We start from the raw sequence: 21,453 nt of genomic DNA on the forward strand, positions 1-21,453 counted from the left end.
CGTCGGCCAGCGGTAGTTCGGTGAACGCCTTTCGAATCGGTCAGGGGATTACGCGGATCAGCCAGGCCGCTGAGATCACCGTGGACACCCCACCGATGCGGGTGGAGATCTGCGCGAACGGCATGAGGTTCATTCGGTCGGAGGCGGACAGGATGGCCACGTCCCCGGTGCCGCCGAGCCCGCTGTGACATACGGTGACCAGCGCGGCGTCGATCGGATACATGGCGATGGCGCGCCCGACCAGGAATCCGGTCGCCGCCATGGCCAGGACCACCGCCGCGCAGGCGAATACGTACCCCGGTGACAGCACACCGATAACGCTGGCCAGCGGCAGATACAGCATGCCGAGGCCGACCATGGTCGGGTAGATGAAATGTCGCGAGATGATGGCGTAGACCGCCCGCGCATCGGCCTCCCCGGAGGCCGGGAAGATGTCGAACAGCTTACACAGCACCGACAGGATGATCACCAGGATCGGGGCGGGCAGGTGGACGACCCGCTCGAGCAGGGTGGCCAGCACGAACAGTCCGGTGATGGTCAGTACACCGAGCGCGTAATTCGGTTCGCGCGCAACGCTTTCGGTGGGGACGGTCGACAGCGTCGGGTCCGGCGTCTTGACCAGCTGACCGCCGCCGTCCAGGTGCGGGCGGCGATCGCCCAGCTTGCGCAGCGCGCCCGCGGTGATGATGGCGACGATATTGCCGATGATCGCGGCCGGAACAAGCTCGGCCACATAGTCTCCCGGGTCACCGCCGAGCGCGGCGGCATACGCCGCGGACAGCGGGATGACACCCTCACCGATACCGCCGCCGATGATCGGCACCACGATATAGAACAGCGCACGGTGGAAGTCGTAGCCGAAGGCCATCGCCGTGCCGATCCCGGCGGCGACCGCTACCGCGGTGCCGCCGATCAACGGCGGAAATATCCGAACCAGGCCGCCGATCATCAGCTTCCGGCTCATCCCCAGGATGCTGCCGACCACCAGGGTGCTGATCACGAAGTACAGCCAGTTCGCCTGCTTCATCAGAACGGTGACGGCGTCGAGGGTGTTCTCCTCGAAAGCCCCCAGATACACCAGGATCGACGGACCCATCAGGCAGACCAGCGCCCCGCCACCGACTTTCGAGACAACCGGCAGCAGATTTCCGAGCGGACCCAGCAGCATGCCGAGGCCGACGATCACCGCCAGCCCGCCGATCATGTTCTCCGGCACCGCGTCGAAGAAGCCCGCCACCAGCACGGCGGCGGTCAGCGCAACCGGGACGACCAGCGGTGTCCCGTCCAGCCGCGGCATACCGCTGCGCAGCGTCTGCCCGGCCTTGTCCTTCAAGCTCATGTCAACTCGCACTGTTCCGCAGTCGGGCGGCGATGGCCTTGCCCAGCGATTCGGTGGTGCCGACACCGCCCAGGTCCGGTGTCAGCGCGGTATGCTCGTCCGCCAGCACGGATTCCACCGCGGACAAGACGGCGGCAGCGGCGGTCCGCTCGCCGAAATGGTCGAGCATCATGGCGCCGCTCCAGATCTGGCCGATCGGGTTGGCGATCCCCTGACCAGCGATATCGGGTGCGGATCCGTGCACCGGTTCGAAGAGACTGGGAAATCGGTTCTGCGGGTTGATATTCCCGCTCGGCGCGATACCGATGGTGCCGGTGCAGGCCGGTCCCAGATCGGACAGAATGTCGCCGAACAGATTGCTCGCCACCACCACGTCGAACCATTCCGGGTGCAGGACGAAGTTCGCGGTGAGAACATCGATGTGGAACTTGTCGACTTCGACATCGGGAAAGTCGGCCGCCAGCGCGGCTACCCGCTCATCCCAGTAGGGCATCGAGATGGAGATTCCGTTGCTCTTGGTCGCCGAGGTCAGATGCCTTCTCGGCCTGCGCTCGGCGAGTTCGAAGGCGTACTTCAGGATTCGGTCCACGCCCGTCCGGGTCATCACCGTCTCCTGGACGACGACCTCGCGGTCGGTGCCCTCGAACATGCGACCGCCGATGCTGGAGTACTCCCCCTCGGTGTTCTCGCGCACCACGTAGAAGTCGATGTCGCCCGGTACCCGCCCGGCCAGCGGGCTGGTGACACCGGGCAGCAGACGGACCGGGCGCAGACTCACGTACTGGTCGAAATGCCGACGGAATTGCAGGAGGCTGCCCCACAGTGAAATATGGTCCGGCACCACCTCGGGCCATCCGACGGCGCCGAAGAAGATGGCGTCGAATCGGCGCAGTTCCTCGAACCAGCCGTCGGGCAGCATCTTTCCGGTATCCAGGTAGTAATCCGCGCAGGCGTAGTCGAATTGCTCGAACTCGAGCGCGAAATCGAATTCGTCCGCTACGACTCGTAGCGCTCGCAGCCCTTCCGGAACGACCTCCTTGCCGATTCCATCGCCGGGAACGACCGCGATTCTATAGGCTGCGTTCATCGTCATGAATCTCCCTTGCTCCGACCGACTTTCACCTGTGTGTCGGATCACAAAGGTAGGCTGCTACCGGCAGTCGAGGAAGACCGGAACGGGCAAGAGACTTTTTCCGATCCGGAAACGAACAAGGAGGTTCGGGATGCGAGGCGGACTCAGTGACGACATCCTGTTCTTCGATATTCTGGCCCGCTGCCGTAGCCTCACGGAGGCGGCACGGGAACTGGGCGTCTCGGTATCGGCCGTGAGCAAACGTCTGACGCAGATCGAGACCCGCCTCGGGGTGCCCCTGATCCAGCGCACCACCAGGCGGCTCATCCTCACCCCCGAGGGCCGCCGCTATGCCGCTGGAGCGGCGGTGATCGCCGCGCAACTGGAGGAGCTCGAGGACTCGATCTCCGAACAGCACGACGAATTACGCGGCCGGGTGCACCTGCGCTCCACCATCGGCCTGGGCCGCACGCACATCGCCGCACTGGTCGCCGAATTCGTCGCCAAGCACCCCAGGATTCATATCGACCTCGAACTGTCCGCGATGCCGCTCAATATCGCAGCCACCGGTTTCGATATCGATATCCACGTCGGCGCGCTGCATGATTCCCGCCTCACCGCTACACGGCTGTGCCGCAATCGCCGAGTCGTCTGCGCCGCACCCGATTACATCCAACGGCACGGCCTACCCACCAGCCTCGCCGACCTGGAACGCCACAACTGCATCGTATTGAAGGAGAACGACAGCGACTATTCCCTGTGGCGATTCGCCCCTGACGGGAAAGAGGCCGCCGTCCGCGTGGCAGGCAATCTCGTCAGCAACGACGGCGATGTCATCACTCGCTGGTGCCTGGAAGGGCGCGGCCTGATCATGCGCTCACTGTGGCACGTCGGCCCGTTGCTGCGCGACGGCGCGCTGATCAATGTCCTCGCCGACATCCCCACCCCCGATGCCGACATCAGTGCCGTATACGCGGCGTCGCCCGCCCTACCTCGCCGAACCCGCGCGGTCATCGACTACCTGAAACAGGGATTACAAGCGCGAATCCCCAACTCCTGTTAGGTACACACAGTTGCTGGCCTATAGCGTCCCGATCGTGACGCCATCGACCTGGTTCTCGATACCAACCCGTTCAACGACCCTCCGGCACCAGGGCGGCAGTTCGTCCTGTTGCGGTTCGCCATGACATATGTAGGTCCGGGATCCGGAACACCGTGGATCGACCTGGGCATAAAGTTCGTTGGGTCGCAGGGCAACACCTACGGCGGGTTCGAAGACTACTGCGGAGTCATCCCGGATGGCCTCTCCGACAAGGGTGAACTATTCCCCGGGGCCAGCACCGAAGGCAACGTCTGCATGGCAGTGCCAGCCGACCAGATCCAGGGCGGCTCGGCGATGGTGGAGCACCAGCTGTCCTTACGACCCAGTCGCGTGTTCTTCGCGGTGTCCTGACGGCACCGAGCCAGCGGGCTCGCCAGTCCTCGCAGTCTCCGGCACCGGCAGCCCGCTGACCGCGCTCGACCTTGCCGAGCTGGGTCCAGTGAACCCCGCAGCGCACGGCCGCGGCTTCACGCCGCCAAGCGTGCCTACAGCAGGCGGCAGGTCCGGGCCGCCGGGTGCGAGCAGCCGCCCACCGGACCAGAAAGCCGCCGTCAAACAGGGGCCGACTACGACGAAAGCGGCCCTACCCTCGCCAGTGTTTTTTCGGTCACTGGTTCGAGTAAGGCCGCTTTGGTCGGGCTGACAGGATTTGAACCTGCGACCACTTGACCCCCAGTCAAGTGCGCTACCAAGCTGCGCCACAGCCCGTCGCACCCGCTTGCGGGTGCCCGACGAGATTACCTCACCACCCCCCTCGGGGACCAAATCGCGAGCACAGCCCGGGTTCGGGAGGTCGGTGGGCCGGGGGCGGGGCGGGCGGTCGGGAAGAAGCCGGGCTTCCTCCCGACAACCGATCGGTGGGTCAGGAGCGCGGGCCGCTGTGGCTGTGCTGGCCGCCGCGCTGCTTGGCCTCGGTGGGCTGGGCCCGCGCGCCCTTGCGGCCGGCCTCGTGCGGATCGGCGGCGTTCTTGCTGCCGAAGCTGCCGGTGCTGGCCTGGCCGCCCTTGCGGGCCTGTTCCTCCGTATCTTTTCGGTTCCCGAACTGGCCGGGATTCTTCGGATCCGCCATCACGATTCCTTTCCGTGCGTCGATCGTGGTTTCGAGACGGACCGCATCGCGGCCCTGTCGACGCACTACCCGGCCAGCGGTGGCGTAACCCGAGGTCGGCGGATCTTCGTCGGCACGCCCGAGGGACCTGCGACGATGGGCGAAAATCACTCCGCCGCAACGCCCAGCGCGCCCGCGAGGGTTCGCCACGCCGGTTCCAGCTGAGCCGCGAAATCGGGCCAGGCGTGCAGCCCGGCCGGTGCGTAGTGCACGGTCGCGGGGATTCCCAGCTGCGCCAGGCGCTGTGCGAAGCGTTCGGTGCAGCTGCGCGCGCCGGCCTCCAGGGCCACACCGCCACCGGCCTTGCTCAGGGCGTCGGCGATATTCGGGGACTGGGCGAGGGCGATGAGGTTCGCGGGGCCGGGCACGCCGCTGGCGACCGACAGGTGGATGGTGGTACCTCGCAGCGCCTCCGCGCCGAGCAGACTGTCGTGCGCCAGCCAGTCCGGGGAGGTCGGCGGCCCCCAGAGATTGTCGACATTGCCGCCACGTGAGCCCACGGTGATGCGGGTGATGGCGCGGCCCAGCTCGTCGGCGGTGGAATAGCAGCCGCTCAGTCCGGCCACGGCCCGGTAGCGGCCGGGATGACGTCCGGCGATCATCATCGCGCCCTGCGCGCCCATGGAGACGCCCGCGATGCCGCGGTGCCCGTTGCCGTGCAGGTAGTCCTCCACGACGGGCGGCAGCTCCTCGGTCAGGAAGGTCTCCCACCGGTTGAGCCCGAGCTTGGCGTCGTAGTGGTGCCAGTCGGTGTACATGCTGCCCACACCGCCACTGGTGAGCACCACGTCGACCGGCTTGTCGGCGAAGAACTCCCGCGCCCCGCCCTGGGTGATCCAGTGTGAGGTTGCCCCGGCCTCCACCCCGTCGAGCAGGTACAGGGTGGGCCGGGGTGCGGTCCCCGCACCGTGCAGGACGTCCACGGGCACCACGCGGCGCATGGATTCGGAGACGATGTGCAGTCGCTCCCAGCGATCTCCGCGCACCTCGATGTCCACCAGCTCGGTCCGCAGCACGGTGGGGTCGGCGACCTCCACCGGGTCCGGCCACACCATCGGCGCCGCGAGCACCGGGGCGGCGGCCAGCGCCGCCGCCACCAGTGCCGTGCCGATACTCGCGCGCACGGCTCAGCCCACCGCCGCCGCGGCCCGGGCCAGCGCCCGATCCCGCTGTTCTTCGAAGCGGCGCGTCTTCACCTCGAGGTCCTCGAGGTAGGCGTGCAGTTCCTCGCGGGCGCGCTCCCCTTCCCCGGACAGGTCGGTGCGGTCGAAGACCCGCCATGTGCGCAGCACCGGCCGCAGTACCGAGTCGAGATGTTGGCGCATGTCGTAGATTCCGTTCTTGGCGAGCAGCACCGCGTTGCGCCGGAAGCCGGGCTGGGTCAATCCGGGCATCTGGAATCGGGTCACCACATCGGTGATGGCGCGCAGCATCTGGTCGGGGGTCAGGTCCAACGCGGCGGAGCCGATGCGGCGGTAGAAGATCATGTGCAGGTTCTCGTCGGTGGCGATACGGGAGAGCATGCGCTCGGCGACCGGTTCGGCGCAGGCGATTCCGGTATTGCGATGACTGATACGGGTCGCCAATTCCTGCAATGTCACGTAAGCGACACCGCTGAGGAACTGTGAAATCTGTTCGGGGCTGGATACTCCGGTGGTCATATGCGCCATGCGCGCACTCTCCAATGCGACCGGATCGACAGCCCGGGTGACGACCAGATAGTCGCGCATGACGATGGCGTGCCGATTCTCCTCCGCGGTCCACCGCCCCACCCAGGTGCCCCACGCGCCGTCCATTCCGAGGGTGTCCGTGATCTCCCGGTGATAGGACGGCAGATTGTCCTCGGTGAGCAGATTGGTCACCATGGCGGCCCGCGCCACCTCGGACAGCGAGGATTGTTCCAGCTCCCAGTCGATTCCGCCCATGGCCGCGAAATTGCGGCCCTGGTCCCAGGGCACGTAGTCGTGTGGATTCCAGTCCTTGGCCTGCCGCAGATGCTCGTTCAGATGCCGCTCGGCCACGGGCTCCAATTCCAGCAGGATTTCACGATCGGTCAGGGCAGTGAACAACGCGTACTCCTCATGCGGTGGGGACTTGTCGGTTCGTCAGCAGTTTCCGGTGGCCGTTTCCCCCCGAAAGCGGGCGTCGATCCAGCTCAGCACGTGCGGCAGTCCGAGCACGGCGGCGGTCAGATGGTCGGGGACCGGCACGGTCAGCGATTGCACCGTCACGCCCGCCGCGCACCACCGTCGCACCGTGTTGTCGATCGCATCCACCGGCACCAGCCCGTCGATGGGTGAATGCCATTCGAAGATCGGCATATTCGGTGTGCCGTCGTAGAGTTCGAGGCTGTTCTCCTCCACCACGGCCCGCGCCTCGCGGTCGTCGATCATGGAGGTGCTGGCGGCGAAATCGAGTGCGCCGCGCCCAGCGCCCGCGGCGAGCAGGTCGTTGGTGCAGCTGTTGGCGATCTGCTGGCGCACCAGCATGCCGCGATCGTTGAGTTGGGAACTGATCGGGAAGCGTTGCGGATATTCGCGCTCCAGCCCGAGTCCGGCCGCCAGGGCGAGACCGAAGACCGGGTGCGCGCCGAGGCCGAGGCTTTCCAGCATCTTCACCAGATTCATGGGCACCCCGCCTGCGGCGGCCCCGTCGATACGCAGTTCGGGCGCATAGGTTTTCGCCATCGCCGCCGCCCACGCCGTGGCCATGCCGCCGCCGGAGTATCCGGCCATCACCACGGGACTGCCGGAGAGCCGGAACTGCTCCACCCCCCGCACCGCGCGAATGCCGTCCAGCGTGATCAGTCCGCCCAGTTTCGCCGCACCGTAGGCGAAGTGCGGTCCGAGATGGTCGGGCATGGCGATACTCCAGCCCCTCCGCAGCGCGAAGTTGTAGGCCGCGGCCTCACGCACCATGAGATTCGGATCGTCGGTGTAGAGCACCCGCGACACCGAGCACTGCGCTCCGAGACCGTTGATGATGTGCTGATACGACAGCAGCGGACCGTCGGTTTCGCGATCGTGCGGAGTCAGCAGCGTGGTAACCGCGGCAATGGGATCACCGGCGGAATTCGTGGAACGGAACTTCACCAGGGTGATATCGGTGTCCGGGAAGATCGGCAACGGCGGCATAGGTCGTATGTCCAACACATCGCCGGGTGCGTATTCCGCGATATCCGCGGGCTGCGCGTAGAACGGATCGGGGTCGGGCGCGGGATAAATCGGCCGGGCCTGCGCCCCCGGCGCGAGCACCGCCACGAGCAATCCGGCCACGAGCATCACGGCCGTGCGCGGCCAGTTCCGAACCCTTCCTTTCCGTGCGTGCCGATGCATATCCCGACTACCCTTCGTACACCCGCGAGCCATGTCGGGAGAGGCTATTCACTCCGGCGACCGAAAGCAGTAGTCGATCGGAATCTCCTGATATCTCACAAGTTTCGGACCGCACCGATGGTGATCGCGCTGTGATCTGTCCGGCCCGCGCGGTCTCGCGAAAGTCCGTGCGAACGCCGTTGTGAGGTGTCACAGTGGCGGTGTGTCGGGCACCGACAATCCCACAGATCAGCCCGAAACCTACCGTCGGCACCGGGGGCGTGGTTAGTGTTATCCAGCCGCACAGGTAGTTTGACGCGGAAGGAGTCAGCCATGCCCGTCGACAGCACCGAAAGGCCGGGTCTCACCTTTTCCGGGAGACCGATGTCCTCGCCACTCAAGGACGTCTGGGCGCTGTCCCGGCAGATGGTGGGCCACTTCGTGGAGAACGTCGCACCCTGCGGAACCCTGCCCGGGGACGCCATCTACGGCGATGTCACCACCATTACCCGTACCTGCCTGGAAATCGCAGTCAGCATGCTGGACGGTCGAGATATTCCCACCAAAACCGAGCGGCTACACGAGGCCGCCGCGCAGTGGGCGCGCGAGGGTGTCCCCATCGACACCATCCACCACGCCATCCACGAGGGATTCAAGATCGGATTCGACCTCGTGGTCTCCGCCGCCACCTCCCGCTATCGCGGCGACGACGAATTGCGGCTGTCCCCGGGCGATTACACCAGCCTCATCGACGGGGCCAAGCTGGTGGTGGAAATGCTGGATCGCATGACCTCCACCGTCTCACTCGCGTATGTGCGCGAATTGCGTGCCGTCGTCAGCGAACACCATACGGCCGTGCACACCCTGACCTCGGCGCTGCTGGGCGGCCATCCGACCTCCACCATGGCGCGGGAGTGCGGTATCGAGATCGCCGAGTCGTATTCGGTGTTGGCACTGACGATCCCACCGCATCCGGAGGAGTCCGACCCCACCATCGACGGCAAGGTGGTGGCCCGCCGCAAACTGCGCCGGGTGCAGGCCGAGCTGGCGACGCGCTGCGCGGATGCCGCACTGTCCCTGCTCAGCGTCGACGGCGGCACCATCCTCATCCCGGTGACGGCCAAACGTCCCGAGGAACTGGACGATCTGGTCACCGACCTCTCGCGCGCCGCGCGCGTGCCGATCACGGCCACCACGGTCAGCGCGACGCCGTCGGAGATTCCCACCGCCGCCGAACAGGCGCACGACCTACTCGATATGGTGCACCGCCTGCACTGCGTACGCGGGCTCTACCGCTTCGACGATCTGGCCCTGGAGTACCAGCTCACCCGCCCCGGCCCCGGCCGCGAGTACCTCGGCTCACTACTCGATCGCCTGGACGAACACCCGGAACTGCTGGAAACCCTGCAACGGCACATTGCCAACAACCTCAACCGGCAGCGCACGGCGCGCGTACTGCACGTGCACACCAATACGGTGGACTACCGGCTCAAACGCATCGCCCAACTGACCGGATTCGACCCGACCCAGGCGTCGGGACTGTGGTACCTGCGCTCGGCCCTGGTCGCCCGGAGTTACCGCACCACGGCCTGACTCCGGACTCCGAGGCACGCGCCACCCACCAGCGCCGATATATCCGACCATTGACTGATACTGCGCGTCACACTTACTGTGGGTGTGTGGTGCCCCCGGCACCCGTCGGAAAGGAGGACAACGGTGTCCACAGTCACCGATACGCAGTCGGATCCGGTGGCGGATCAGGCCGCCGAGTACGCGCGCACGCTCTTGTTGCTGTCGGAGGGGTCGGTGGATCGGCACTTCGATCCGTTCCACGATATCGATTGGGACAACCCCGATTTCGACCCCGAGGCGGGACCGCAGCGGTGGACGCTGCCCGTGATCGGCGATCTGCTCGGCGCGCACCCGTGGTATCGGGCGCTGCCGCTGGAGCGGCGCATCGCCATCGGCAAGTACCGCCAGGCCAATATCGCCAAGGTCGGATTGCAGTTCGAATCGCTGCTGATCAGCGGCATGGTGCAGCACACCTTCTCACTTCCCAACGGCTCCCCGGAATTCCGGTACTGCTCCCACGAGATGATCGAGGAGCACAACCACACCCTCATGTTCCAGGAGATGGTGAACCGCATCGGCATCGACGTGCCCGGTATGGGGCCGCTGGTGCGGCAGGTGCGCCATATCGTGGTGCCGATTGCGGTGTTCTTCCCGAATCTGTTCTTCATGGCGGTGCTGGCCGGTGAGGAGCCGATCGACCACATCCAGAAGCAGGTGCTGCGGTCGGGGCAGGAGGTGCACCCCATCATGCGCGGCGTCATGGCCATTCACGTGGCCGAGGAGGCACGCCATATCTCCTTCGCCCACGAGTTCCTGGAACACCATGTGCCGGAGTCCAATCCGGTGAACAAGTTCGTCCTCTCGCTGGCCATGCCGATCGTGATGCGGATCGCCGGGCGGGCGATCGTCGCGCCGCCGCGCGCCTTCTTCGACGAGTTCGACATTCCCGACAGCGTGCGCAAGGAGCTGTTCTTCGGATCGAGGGAGGCCAAGCAGACCTTCGCCGACTACTTCGTGGACGTGCGGGCGCTGGCCGAACGCATCGGATTGATGAACCCGGTGGCCAAGCGGGTGTGGAAGCTCCTCGATATCGACGGCCCCACCAGCCGCTACCGGTCCGAACCGCTGCGCACGGGCGTGAGCAAGGTCGCCTGACTCACCGGCAGGTCGCCGCGAACGCGGACAGCTCCACCCTCGGATGGTCGGCGGCAAGGCAGCTCACCGCCGCACCGTCCAGGGTGCCGCTGCCGAATTCCACGGCGGCACTGCCGATCACACCCGAATTGCGGGAGTCGATGAGCCTGCCCCGCACCTCGGAGAGCGAGGTGCGGTCGACGCTCCCGCGCACCACGGCGGTATCGCCGACATTGACGATAGCCAGACCGTTGGCCGCCGCACCGGTGACGGTGGTATCCCGGATGTCGAAGGTGAGCCGCGCGGTCGCGGGCTCCGGGCCGGTGGGTGTGTAGCCGATGATGCCGATGCCGTCGGCGCTGCAATCGCCGAACCGCGAGTTGGCGACCTCCAGGTGGGTACTGCCGGTGCGGCCGAAATTCGTGGTCACCAGGCAGCTTCCGAGGTTGGCCGGGATCACCGGATTCAGTGCCGCCGCCGGGAAGGTGGAGTGGAAGGCGCTGACATTGTCGAGAGTGAGCGACTGCCGCGCCCCCTCGGTGCTGAGGTTGTAGCTCTCGATGAGGTCGCCGCGCACATGCTCGAAGGTGCTGTCGCTGACCGTCACCCGGCTGTCCGGGGTGCCATTGGTGGTGACGTATTCCAGGCCGTTGGCCGAGAAGTTGCCGTGGCCGTCCCGGAACTCGTTGCGATGCACCGTGACATCCATGACGGCTCGGCCCATCGGGTTGATGAACAGTCCTTCGCTGTCGGCCAGGTGATTGAGCGGCGACGACAGCGGGGCAATGCCGATCTGCTTGTTGCCCACCAGTTCGGCGCTCAGGCGCGCGGTGTCACCGGCCTGCAGCCCCAGGGCGAGGACCGAGAGTTTGGCAAGTCCGAGATTGATGTCCCGGATGACATTGTCGCGCAGCCGGGCGTCGACCACGCTGGTGCCGTGCGCACGGATGTCGATGCCGTCGCCACAGGCGGTGTCGTGCACGACATTTCCCTCGATCCGGATCCTGCCGGTCGCCGCGGAGAAGTCGGCCATGATGGCCGCCCAGCCGTTGTTGAGGATGATGAACTCCGGCAGCGGGTCCGCGGCCACGCCCACCGCGATACCGGGCGGCAGGGTGAACGGCCCGATCATGAAGCCGTCGACGCATCCCCGATTGGTGGCGGTGACCCGATTGCCGCTGATCACGGTGTCCACGGCATCGTGACCGTAGATGCCGCCGCGCGCCGCGCCGTCGATGACCAGATTGCGGACCTCGGCCCCCGGGGCCAGCCGCACCGCGTCGCCCTCGATATTGCCGGTGGTATTGGTGATGCGTGGCAGCTCGGCCCCTTCGGGCGCACCGACGACCTCCGCTCCCCCGCCGACCAGCCGCTGCCCGGGCTGGAGCGCGATACCGCCGTCCAGGGCCGCGGCCGCGGGCTGGATCACGATGGTGTCGCCCGCGCGCGAGGCCGCTGCGACGCGGGCCAGACTGTCGAAGGGCGCGCCCGACTCCCCCGAGCCGCCGGGCGCGGCTCCCGCGCGGACATACCAGGTCATCGAATCCGGCTGTGCCTGAACAATCCCCGTCGTCTGTACGACACAGGCGAGGAGGGCGATCAGGGGCGCCACCACACGGGCGGTGCTGCGGCGGGCGCGATTGCTGCTGCTCATGACAACTCCGGATTCGGCACAGGAATTCTCCACACCCTGCCATTCCGGTCCGAAAAACGTCCATCCGACAATATGCCAGGAATGCACCGCAGCCTTTGTGCACTCGACAGTAATCCGATCGTTCTACCTCGCCGCCGGAGTGCGCTCTGTTACACCGGAGGAAACCGATGCGAGAGTGGTCGAACGTATGACGATCTCCCGAATACCTATCGTCCTCACCGGATTTCTGCTCGCGCTGTGCACAGCCGCGCCGCACACCGCCGCCGATACCGGTTCGGCGGGTCCGGCCGTGTTCACGGTGTCCACCACGGCGGACGCACCGGCGGCGAACCCCTTCGACGGGCAGTGCCGCACCGCGACAGGGGAATGTACGCTGCGGGCCGCCGTCCAGGCCGCCAATGTGCGGCCGGGCAGCACCATTCACATTCCCGAGGGCCGCTATGTGCTGACCGTGCCGCCGAATCCGTGGAATGTCAACGGGCCCTTCATCGATCCGACCACCGGCGATCTGAATATCACCGCCGACACCACCCTGGTGGGCGCGGGCCGCGAGCGCACGGTCATCGATTCCGCGCACATCGACCGGGTCATGCTCACCACCGCCACCGTGACGATCAGCGATCTGACCGTCACCGGCGGCAGCGCCGCACAGCACGAGATACCGTTCTTCGAAACCGGCGGCGGCGGAATCGCCAACTCCGGCCGGCTGCGCCTGGACCGGGTGCTGGTCACCGGCAATGCCGCCGACTACGGCGGTGGTGTCTTCAATATCCCGGTCGCCGATCTGCGGATGACCGACAGCATCGTCACCGGCAATGCCGCGGGCGAGGCGGGCGGCGTCCGCTGCGACAACACCTGTGTCTTCACCCGCTCGGCCATCACCGACAATCACGTCGTCAATCCGCACCGCAGCTGGTACCGCATCGGCGGATTCGCCGGGCGCGGTGGCGGTCTCGATATTCGCGGGGTCGGCGAGGTGGTGCTCATCGACACCGTCGTCACCGGCAATACCGCTTCCGACGGCGGCGGGGGCATCAATATCGCCCCGGCCTACCTCGATACGCTGCCCTACCAATTCACCGACGCGGTCAATCCGGGTATGGGCACACTCATCCTGCGCGGCTCCACCATCGCCCACAACACCGCGGGAATGGGCGAGCAGAATTGCAAGAAGGTCTTCGCCGTCATCATCTCCACGGGCGGCAATCGCAGCAACGACCATTCCTGTGATCTCACCGCGGCGGGTGACGAGGTCCACCCCTGAGGCTTCGGCCCCGAGAAAGGAAGTCCACCATGGGTTCGTTCAATGTCGGCGACTGGATGACCGCGCTGGGCCAGGGCTTCGCCTGGATCATGTCCATGATCGTCTCGGGAGCCACGGCGGGCTCGTCGTGACGGGCGGGACCGCTCCCCTGTAGCGCGCCGAAACCGTTGGGGCGTAATGGCCGCGAGTCCGCTCGAGGGCGGTGCGCAGTTCCGGTGGCAGCTGTTCGCGAATATCAGGGCACCGATGGACGTGGTTGCCGCAGTCGTCACACCAGACCCGGGCCGTTCTCGGGTCCGCCAGGGCCGCGGCGATCTCACGCGCCGTCATCCGAGCGCTCGGATTGGTGGCGACCCATTTGTCGCCGAAGCCGTCTCCGTCGCAGTGGAACGCGCGGACGACGGTCACCGCGAATTCCTGCGGTGTATCGGTCTTCATCATCGGAACCAACCACTCCCTTCGCCACGTAACGAGCCGTATGCCGATCAGGGAAAGCCGAGCCGAGTTACTACCACCCTGAAGTATGCATCAGATCGGAGCGGTTTCCACGTTCTTCCACTGCTTCGTGTCTGTCGTAGACCATGTCAGCTCTTCGAGCGGCTGCGTCCGGTTCCTCGTCGTCCGGTTCGGGGGTGCCCTCGAGCGTGTGCCGGATTCGCATCACCCGTGCGATCCGGTCATCCCGCAGACGGCAGGCGCGAACGAAGCGTTCCACCTGATCGGGGCGAGACAACCGCAGGGCTATAGGCCTATGAAAGTTTTAGTTACCCATATGGCAACCGGGCCGATCTGACCTACCGCGACGCCGATCTGACCTGCAAGGGACCGCGAGGCGGGTCATCGGAATTTCCATAGGCGTATGAGCCGAGCCGCTGGCTAGGCTGGTCGGCGACCCAACCTTTCGACCTCGTAAGGCGGCTCCTTTCATGGCAATGCGCGCAATTCCAGCGATGTGGGCAGGAAATCTGCGGGAAACTCTCGATTTCTATATCACTCTCGGCTATGTCGTGACCTACGAGATGCACAAGCCCTATACCTACGCTGAAGTGGAGCGAGACGGATGCGAATTGAGCTTCGGGCCCACACCGAAGCTCGAGGGTGGGATCAGCGCCGAGGACGCCTACATGGGCTGTCTGGTGATGGTCGACGACGTCGCCGCATTGCATGCCCAGTTCAAAGACGCTCTCGAGGCCCACTACGGGAAGGCGCCCGCGAAGGGGCTGCCGCGCATCACCCGGTTCAAGCCCGGCCAGACACGGTTCACCGTGGTCGACCCGGTCGGCAACGGCGTGCTCTACATCCAGAACGACGAGCCCGACCCCGAATACGGTGGGTCCAAGAAGCTCGAGGGCCTGTCGAAGGCCCTCGACAACGCCCGGATCCTCACAGACTTCAAGAACGACGACAACGCGGCCAAGAAGGTCATCGAGACCGGGCTCCGTCGCTTCCGGACCACCGCCAGCCCCGACGAACTCACACGAGCAGCCGACATGCTCGCCGAGATCGAACGGGCAGCGAAGGAACAGTAGGCCGCCGTCATCGCGGTGAGCGACGGAACATCCTGTCGAGAGCTGATCGTCCACCGAACACGGGTATGCCTGATCGTTTCCGAACAGCGCCAATCGAATTCGGCTCCCGAGAAGACGCTGCGTGCTTATGCTCGCTGCCATGAACGATGCCGGGGCCGGTGAGATGCCGCAATGCCCTTCCTGGTGCGATGAGCACCTCGAAGGTGCCGATGCAGCACTCGACCCACCCGAACGCTGGCAGATCCACACGGGGATGAAATCAACTCGTCCCCTGAGTATCTGCGGGCTCTGGCCGCTGACCATCTCGCCGCGGACTTCACACCACGGTCCCCGCCATGGCTCATATCCACCCCGTGGGCGGTGATGCGCTCGGTGAGATCTGTCCGCACGGTGGCCGACAGCGCGCTGGCGGGCCTGCTGATGCGGTGGACGTCGGCGTCGGCCTTGGGCCGCTCGTCGGCGAACAGCAGCTCGAGCAGATGCTGGTGACTCTCGATGCGGCTGGTGTCGATATCGGCGAGCACCGCGTCCAGGTGCGCCCGCTCTGGTGCGCAGTTGCTCGCGCAGGTCGGCGACGCGGACGATCCCGGCGTGGGTGTCGTCGGCGAGGCCGTTGATATCGGTTCGGTGAGCGCGTGCCGCGGGGCGTGCGCCGACAACCGCGCCGGTTGTCGACGATCCTCAGGTCCGCGCCCGCTCCCGCGCCAGCGCCCGATCGCGCTGTTCCTCGAAGCGGGGGATCTTGACGGTCTCCAGGTCCTCCAGGAAGGCCGCCAGCCGCTCCCGCGCCTGCTCACCGCGTGCGCCGAAGTCGTCGCGGTCGAAGATGTTCCACTGCCGCACCACCGGCATGAGCACCTCCTCCAGATGCTGGCGCAGGTCGTAGACGCCGTGCTTGGCCATGAGGACGCCGTTGCGGCGGAAGTTGGGCATGCCCGCACCCGGCATGCGGAAGTTCTCGACAATGGTGTCGATGGCCTGCATGGCCTGGTCCGGCACCAGATCCAGGGCCGCGCCGCACATGGTGCGGTAGAAGATCATGTGCAGGTTCTCGTCGGCCGCGATGCGCTGCAGCATGCGGTCGGCCACCGGGTCGTCGCACACCCGCGCGGTATTGCGGTGGCTCACCCGGGTCGCCAGTTCCTGAAAGCTGACGTAGGCCACCGAGTGCAGGAATCCGAGTCCGTCGTCCAGGGCGGCGGCCGGTGCGCCGAATCCGTTGGTCATATGCGTCATGCGGTCCTGCTCCAGCGCCACCGGATCGACGCCGCGGGTCACCACCAGGTAGTCCCGCAGGACGACGCTGTGCCGCTGCTCCTCCGCGGTCCAGCGCCCCACCCAGGTCCCCCAGGCGCCGTCCTGGGAGAAGTTCTCCGCGATCTCACGGTGGTAGGACGGCAGATTGTCCTCGGTCAGCAGATTGGTGACCAACGCGGCCTTGGCCACGTCGCTGAGCCGGGATTGTCCGGGCTCCCAGTCGACGCCGTCCAGCATGGCGAAGTTGCGGCCCTCGTCCCAGGGCACGTAATCATGCGGATTCCAGTCTTTGGCCAGTTTCAGGTGCCGATTCACACACTCCCCGGCCACGGGTTCCAACTCGGTCAAGATCTCTCGCTGCGTCAATGCGCGCACACCGCACTCCTCGAACCGGTTCGGGGCCGCGTCGGTTCGCGGCCTGAATCGCCCACACCACCAGCACGGCCGGCGCATCGGTAGGGACGAACGTCCCGTCCGAGATCGGAAAAGGTAACCGCCGCATCGCCGCTATGCTCGAAGCATCGACGTACCGCGAAAACAGCCGCGCCAGCGCCGGTCCCGGGAGACCGTGGCGGTGGTGCTGGAGGCCGCCGCGCAGGTGTTCTCCCGGGAGGGACTGGCGGCGACCACCAATCGCATCGCCGACCGGGCCGGGGTCTCGATCGGGACGGTGTACCAGTACTTTCCGAACAAGCACGCCATCCTGCGCGCCCTGGCGCAGACACATGTCGCGGAGAGCGCGAGCCGACTGGACGCGGTGTTCCGGCGGCTGCGCGCCGAGCGGCCGCCCTTCCCCGAGACCCTGCACGCCATTCTCGACACGGTGGCCGACCTGCACCGCGATCGCCCGGCGCTGCACGGCCTGCTGCACCGGCTCGCCCCGCGGCTGCCGGAGGAGGTGACGGCACTGCGCGCGTTCGAGGACCATCTGGTCGGCGAGGTCGCCTACCACCTCGAACGGTGCGGGCGCGGCGGCGCGGACCCCGAACTGGCGGCGCGTACGCTGGTGCACGCGGTCGACGCGCATCTGCACCGAACCCTCACCCGGCACACGATCGACACCGATCAGCTGGTCGGCTTCGCCGTGCGATTGGTACCCGACCCGGTGGACGCCGCGAGCACGGCGCGCAGCGCGGACACGAGTTCGGTCAAGCCGGGTTCCTCGATCGAATAGTGGCCGCAGCCGGTGAGCAGCACCGCCTCGGTGGGCGCGGCGATCCGGCGCAGACCTTGACCGCCATAACTTTGCAGTGCAGAGTGAATAGATGAACTCTGCATCGCAAAGTAACCCGGATGCCGAGCACGCCCGGCAACTGGTGGACGATATGGAACACCTCACCCGACGCGGCTGGCGGCTGGCCGCACCCATGTGGTTTCCCATGCTGTGCGTCGCCGTCTCCACCCTCGCCTCGGTGCCGGTCGCGATCCTGCTCGACGGCTCGAACGCCATGGGCTGGTACTGGGTGGCCGTCTCGCTCGCCAGCGCGCTCGCCTGCGGCTGGTACTTCTCCACCCGCCGCGTACAGCTGCCGGACCTGCGGGGCGGCATCGTCCTGCTGGCCGGACTGGGGTTGCTGGTGTCCACCCAGCTGCTGGTCTGGTTCTATCGCGGCGAGTGGGCGTTGGTGGCCCCCTGGTTGGCCGTCGGCATCGGACTCGCGGTCTTCGCCGCGGCGCTGCGGTCGCTCACCACGGCCGCGGTCGCCCTGGCCGGGATCGCCGGGTCGGTCATCGTGGGCCTCACCGGGCCCGAGCACGGCTACGTGCTGCTCGCGCTGGTGGTGGGTGTCACCGCCGCGCTGGCGGCCATGGTGGAGCTGGTCCGCGCCGATTCCGGTACCGCCGCATGAGCGACCCGCACCCGTCGCTCGATCTCGACGATGTCGTGCACCAGCGCACCCGGCTCGGCATCCTGGCCCTGCTGCGCTCCGGGGTCGCCATGGAATTCGGTGTGCTGCGGGACAATCTGCGCCTCACCGACGGCAATCTGAACCGGCACCTGAAGGTGCTCGAACAGGCCGGGCTGATCGCGGGCAACCGGGTCACCGGTCGTGGCCGCCCCAAGACCTGGCTCACCATCACCGCCGCGGGCCGGGCCGCCCTGGACGCCGAGCTCGCCACGCTGCGCGCCCTCATCGAGGCCACCGAGCCGCCGGCGACCGAGCCCGAACAGGACGCGTCGTAAGCGCGTCCCGGCTGTTCTTCGCCACACGGCCACAGGCATGATCGGGGTATGAAGGTATTCCAGATCGGTGCGGCCGGGGGCGTCGGACGGCGGCTGGCGCGGCTGCTGACCGACCGCGGCGACGAGGTCAGCGGGATGTATCGCAATCCCGATCAGGTCGAGACCGTGCGGGAATCCGGTGCGACGCCGGTGCCGGGGGACCTCATCCACGATTCCGTCGACGAGCTGGCGGAGAAGATGGCCGGGCACGACGCCGTGGTGTTCTCGGCCGGGGCGCACGGCACCGGAATGGACCAGACCACCGCCATCGACGGCAAGGGCCTGGAGAAGGCCGCCGATGCCGCCGCACGGGCCGGAGTGTCGCGATTCGTGCTGGTGTCGGTGTTCCCGGAGGCGGGCCGCGATCGGGAGACCACCGCCGGTTTCGAGCACTACATGCGGACCAAGAAGATCGCCGACGCCTATCTGACCCGCACCGAACTGAACTGGCTCATCGTCCGGCCGGGCACCCTGATCGACTATCCCGGCACCGGCCGCGTCACCGCCGGGCTCGCCATCGAGTACGGCAGCGTGCGCCGTGACGACGTGGCCGCCTTCCTGGCGGCCGTCCTGCACGAACCACGCCTCGAACGGACGCTCATCGAGCTCACCGGGGGACAGACCCCGGTGGACGAGGCCGTCGCCCGGCTGGTGGCCGCGACGTCCTAGCGCCTCGGCCCACCCGGCCGCCGGGCGTCATTCCCGGTGCCCCGGCGGCTGGCCGAAGGCCGCCACCGCGGCATCGTCACCGTCCGGGTCCGCCGGTGCGAGCAGCAGGCGTTTGAGCACCTTGCCCGTATCCCCGCGCGGCAGACCGTCGAGAAACGCGACATCGCGCGGGACCGAGACCCGCCCGAGGCGGTGGCGCAGGTAGCGGCGCACCATCTCCGAATCCAGTCCGGCCCCGGCATTGCGCACCACGAACGCCGCCAGCCGCTGTCCGAAGTCCGGATCGGGCACGCCCACCACCGCGACCTCGTTGACCTGGGGCAGTTGTGCGAGCGCCTCCTCCACCGGACGCGGGAAGACGTTCTCCCCGCCGGAGATGATCATCTCGTCCTCGCGGCCCGCGATGAACAGCCGCCCGCTGACATCGAGATAGCCGAGATCGCCCGTGTCCAGCAACCCGTCGTTCTCCTCCGGCGGCACGGCATTGACGTAGCCGTCGAACAGCATCTGGTTGCCGACGAAGATACGGCCGGTGACGCCCATCGGCACCGGCCGCCGATCATCGCCCAGCACGGCGATCTTCGTGCCCAGCGGCGGCCGCCCCGCCGTCATCGGCGAGATGCGCAGATCCTCCGGCGTGGCGATGGTCGCCCACGACACCTCCGTCGAGCCGTAGATGTTGTAGAGGATGTCGCCGAAGGTGTCCAGGAAGCGCAGCACCGTCGAACCCGTCAGCGGCGCGCCGCAACTGGCCACGACGCGCAGGCTGGAGGTGTCGTAGCGGGCCCGCACCGCGACCGGGAGGTCCAGCATCCGCTGCGCCATGGTCGGCACCACCAGCAGGGTGGTGACCCGGTGCTCGGCGATGAGGCGCAGGGTGTCCTCCGCGTCGAACCGTGCGGGCAGCACCACGGTGGCCCGCAGCGCCGCGCCCAGTTGCAGTCCCGACAGCCCCCAAGTGTGGAACAGCGGGGCCGGTATGAGCATGGTGTCGTTCATGCGCAGCGGAATGCGCGAGAGCAGGGCCGCGAGCGCGCCGAATCCCCGCGCGTTCGGCCGCCGCGCCCCCTTGGGCGCGCCGGTCGTGCCGGAGGTGAGCACCACCAATCGGCCGGGCTGCGGCGGCTTGCGAAACCCCTTCGCCCCCAGGTCGATCAGATCGTCGATGGTGAGCCGCCCGGCCGTTGGCCGATCGCCGTCCGTCGTCACCCGGGGGATGCCCTCGTGCAGGTAGCCGACGAGCGATTCCAGCTCACCGTCGACGAACAGGGCCGATAGCCGGTCGCGCTGCACGATCTCCTCGATCCGCCGCGCCGACAGTCCGGCATTGAGCAGCACCGCGTCCACGCCGAGTTTCCCGGCGGCGACCATGGTTTCGACCATTCCCGCGTGATTGCGCGCGAGCAGCCCGAGCGCGTCGCCGAAGCGCAGCCCGAGCGCGCCCATGGCGTGGGCCAAGGCGTCACTGCGCCGGTCGATCTCGGCGTAGGTGCGGCTTCCCCGCGCGTCCACCACGGCGACGCGGTGCGGCGCGCGGGCGGCTCCGGCGGCATACGCGCCCGCGAGATTGAACCCCCAGCGCGCCAGACCGCGCAGTTGCCGGACCACCACATCGGGACGGCTCGGGCCGACCACCCCGGTCCCGAGCATCTGCCGGGCCACCCCGACCGCACGCCGTACCCGCGAGTCCTCACCGTTGACCGCGACCGAGGTCGCCTTGCCCCGCACGATATCGGCGGCGCGCTCCAACCCGGTTCGAATCCAGCGCGCCACCGCGGATTTCGGCAGTTCGGCCAGCCGGGGATGCAGCCGCCCGACGCCGAAGCAGGTCACCGTCACCCGGGTGTGCGCGTCGTCGCCGACCATCCGCACCGTCACGAAACTGCCGCGACCGGGACACTGCAACTCCAGGCCCTGCCCCGCCCGGCCCGCGCGCACCCGCACCTCGAGGATGTCGATGCCGGTGGCCGGGGTGCCGACGCGGAAGAGCACCAGTGGACTTCCCTCCACCACGCCCACCTGTTCGCACGCGCCGATCCCGGGGTAGACGCGCGGATAGGTCTCGGGTTCGAGCAGCAGCGCCCACAGCGCATGCCTCGGAATCGCTATCTCAGCGGCCGCATCGAAGACATCGGTCACCACCGCAGCGCCACTCCTTACCGGGCCCGCGCACACCAATCCGGTCGGGATCGCTCCGTTCTACCGACCCGCGCGG

At 67.2% G+C, this 21,453-nt stretch carries 18 protein-coding genes and 1 tRNA gene; 9 read left to right on the top strand and 10 right to left on the bottom strand.

Annotation, left to right across the window (positions count from 1 at the left end):
• Positions 1-40 precede the first annotated feature (40 nt).
• Together QMO76_RS20155 and QMO76_RS20160 are read right to left on the bottom strand one after the other, a co-directional pair.
• Positions 41-1,339: a 2-hydroxycarboxylate transporter family protein gene (locus QMO76_RS20155; RefSeq protein ID WP_306362869.1), complete on the bottom strand. Its 1,299-nt coding sequence runs from the start codon at positions 1,337-1,339 to the stop codon at positions 41-43.
• A gap of 1 nt (position 1,340) precedes the next feature.
• Positions 1,341-2,426, bottom strand: coding sequence for a tartrate dehydrogenase (locus QMO76_RS20160; protein ID WP_306362956.1), 1,086 nt, complete (start codon positions 2,424-2,426; stop codon positions 1,341-1,343).
• 136 nt (positions 2,427-2,562) lie between these two features.
• Between QMO76_RS20160 and QMO76_RS20165 the strand changes: the two genes are divergently transcribed.
• Positions 2,563-3,474, top strand: a complete 912-nt coding sequence (locus QMO76_RS20165) for a LysR family transcriptional regulator (protein WP_306362870.1) — start codon at positions 2,563-2,565, stop codon at positions 3,472-3,474.
• 670 nt (positions 3,475-4,144) lie between these two features.
• On the opposite strand, the gene QMO76_RS20170 is transcribed toward QMO76_RS20165, so the two are convergent.
• The 5 genes from QMO76_RS20170 to QMO76_RS20190 form a co-directional block, all read right to left on the bottom strand.
• Positions 4,145-4,221 (bottom strand) — tRNA-Pro (locus QMO76_RS20170).
• A gap of 154 nt (positions 4,222-4,375) precedes the next feature.
• Entirely contained in the window at positions 4,376-4,582 is a 207-nt protein-coding gene (locus tag QMO76_RS20175; RefSeq protein WP_306362871.1) for a hypothetical protein, read from the bottom strand.
• A 146-nt stretch (positions 4,583-4,728) separates the two neighbouring features.
• Positions 4,729-5,745, bottom strand: a complete 1,017-nt coding sequence (locus QMO76_RS20180; RefSeq protein ID WP_306362872.1) for an alpha/beta hydrolase family protein — start codon at positions 5,743-5,745, stop codon at positions 4,729-4,731.
• Between the two features lie 3 nt (positions 5,746-5,748).
• On the bottom strand, positions 5,749-6,690 hold the full coding sequence (locus QMO76_RS20185; protein WP_306362873.1) for an acyl-ACP desaturase: 942 nt from the start codon (positions 6,688-6,690) through the stop codon (positions 5,749-5,751).
• Between the two features lie 36 nt (positions 6,691-6,726).
• Positions 6,727-7,902, bottom strand: a complete 1,176-nt coding sequence (locus QMO76_RS20190; RefSeq protein WP_306362957.1) for a lipase family protein — start codon at positions 7,900-7,902, stop codon at positions 6,727-6,729.
• Positions 7,903-8,319: 417 nt separating this feature from the next.
• On the opposite strand from QMO76_RS20190, the gene QMO76_RS20195 reads away from it, so the two are divergent.
• Positions 8,320-9,528 (top strand): CdaR family transcriptional regulator, encoded by a 1,209-nt coding sequence (locus QMO76_RS20195; RefSeq protein WP_306362874.1) that lies wholly within the window; start codon positions 8,320-8,322, stop codon positions 9,526-9,528.
• A gap of 123 nt (positions 9,529-9,651) precedes the next feature.
• Entirely contained in the window at positions 9,652-10,662 is a 1,011-nt protein-coding gene (locus QMO76_RS20200) for a diiron oxygenase (RefSeq protein WP_306362875.1), read from the top strand.
• Between the two features lies 1 nt (position 10,663).
• On the opposite strand, the gene QMO76_RS20205 is transcribed toward QMO76_RS20200, so the two are convergent.
• Positions 10,664-12,295 carry a hypothetical protein gene (locus tag QMO76_RS20205; RefSeq protein ID WP_306362876.1) on the bottom strand — a complete coding sequence of 544 codons (1,632 nt, stop codon included), beginning with the start codon at positions 12,293-12,295 and terminating at the stop codon, positions 10,664-10,666.
• A gap of 187 nt (positions 12,296-12,482) precedes the next feature.
• On the opposite strand from QMO76_RS20205, the gene QMO76_RS20210 reads away from it, so the two are divergent.
• Both QMO76_RS20210 and QMO76_RS20215 read left to right on the top strand, forming a co-directional pair.
• Positions 12,483-13,559, top strand: coding sequence for a CSLREA domain-containing protein (locus tag QMO76_RS20210; protein ID WP_306362877.1), 1,077 nt, complete (start codon positions 12,483-12,485; stop codon positions 13,557-13,559).
• A gap of 926 nt (positions 13,560-14,485) precedes the next feature.
• Positions 14,486-15,088 carry a glyoxalase gene (locus QMO76_RS20215; RefSeq protein WP_306362878.1) on the top strand — a complete coding sequence of 201 codons (603 nt, stop codon included), beginning with the start codon at positions 14,486-14,488 and terminating at the stop codon, positions 15,086-15,088.
• Between the two features lie 681 nt (positions 15,089-15,769).
• Here QMO76_RS20215 and QMO76_RS20220 read toward each other — a convergent pair.
• Positions 15,770-16,720, bottom strand: a complete 951-nt coding sequence (locus QMO76_RS20220; RefSeq protein WP_306362879.1) for an acyl-ACP desaturase — start codon at positions 16,718-16,720, stop codon at positions 15,770-15,772.
• A gap of 193 nt (positions 16,721-16,913) precedes the next feature.
• Between QMO76_RS20220 and QMO76_RS20225 the strand changes: the two genes are divergently transcribed.
• From QMO76_RS20225 to QMO76_RS20240, 4 genes are all read left to right on the top strand, one after another.
• On the top strand, positions 16,914-17,519 hold the full coding sequence (locus tag QMO76_RS20225) for a TetR/AcrR family transcriptional regulator (protein WP_306362880.1): 606 nt from the start codon (positions 16,914-16,916) through the stop codon (positions 17,517-17,519).
• 91 nt (positions 17,520-17,610) lie between these two features.
• Positions 17,611-18,195 carry a hypothetical protein gene (locus QMO76_RS20230; protein WP_306362881.1) on the top strand — a complete coding sequence of 195 codons (585 nt, stop codon included), beginning with the start codon at positions 17,611-17,613 and terminating at the stop codon, positions 18,193-18,195.
• Positions 18,192-18,530, top strand: a complete 339-nt coding sequence (locus tag QMO76_RS20235) for a transcriptional regulator (RefSeq protein WP_306362882.1) — start codon at positions 18,192-18,194, stop codon at positions 18,528-18,530. Before QMO76_RS20230 ends, QMO76_RS20235 begins: the two co-directional genes overlap by 4 nt.
• Before the next feature lie 48 nt (positions 18,531-18,578).
• Positions 18,579-19,238, top strand: a complete 660-nt coding sequence (locus QMO76_RS20240; protein WP_306362883.1) for an NAD(P)-binding oxidoreductase — start codon at positions 18,579-18,581, stop codon at positions 19,236-19,238.
• 27 nt (positions 19,239-19,265) lie between these two features.
• Here QMO76_RS20240 and QMO76_RS20245 read toward each other — a convergent pair whose 3' ends face one another.
• Positions 19,266-21,380, bottom strand: coding sequence for an AMP-binding protein (locus tag QMO76_RS20245; RefSeq protein ID WP_306362884.1), 2,115 nt, complete (start codon positions 21,378-21,380; stop codon positions 19,266-19,268).
• Positions 21,381-21,453: the final 73 nt, after the last annotated feature.

Origin of the sequence: Nocardia sp. CC227C (assembly GCF_030767025.1) — a bacterium.
GTDB lineage: Bacteria > Actinomycetota > Actinomycetes > Mycobacteriales > Mycobacteriaceae > Nocardia.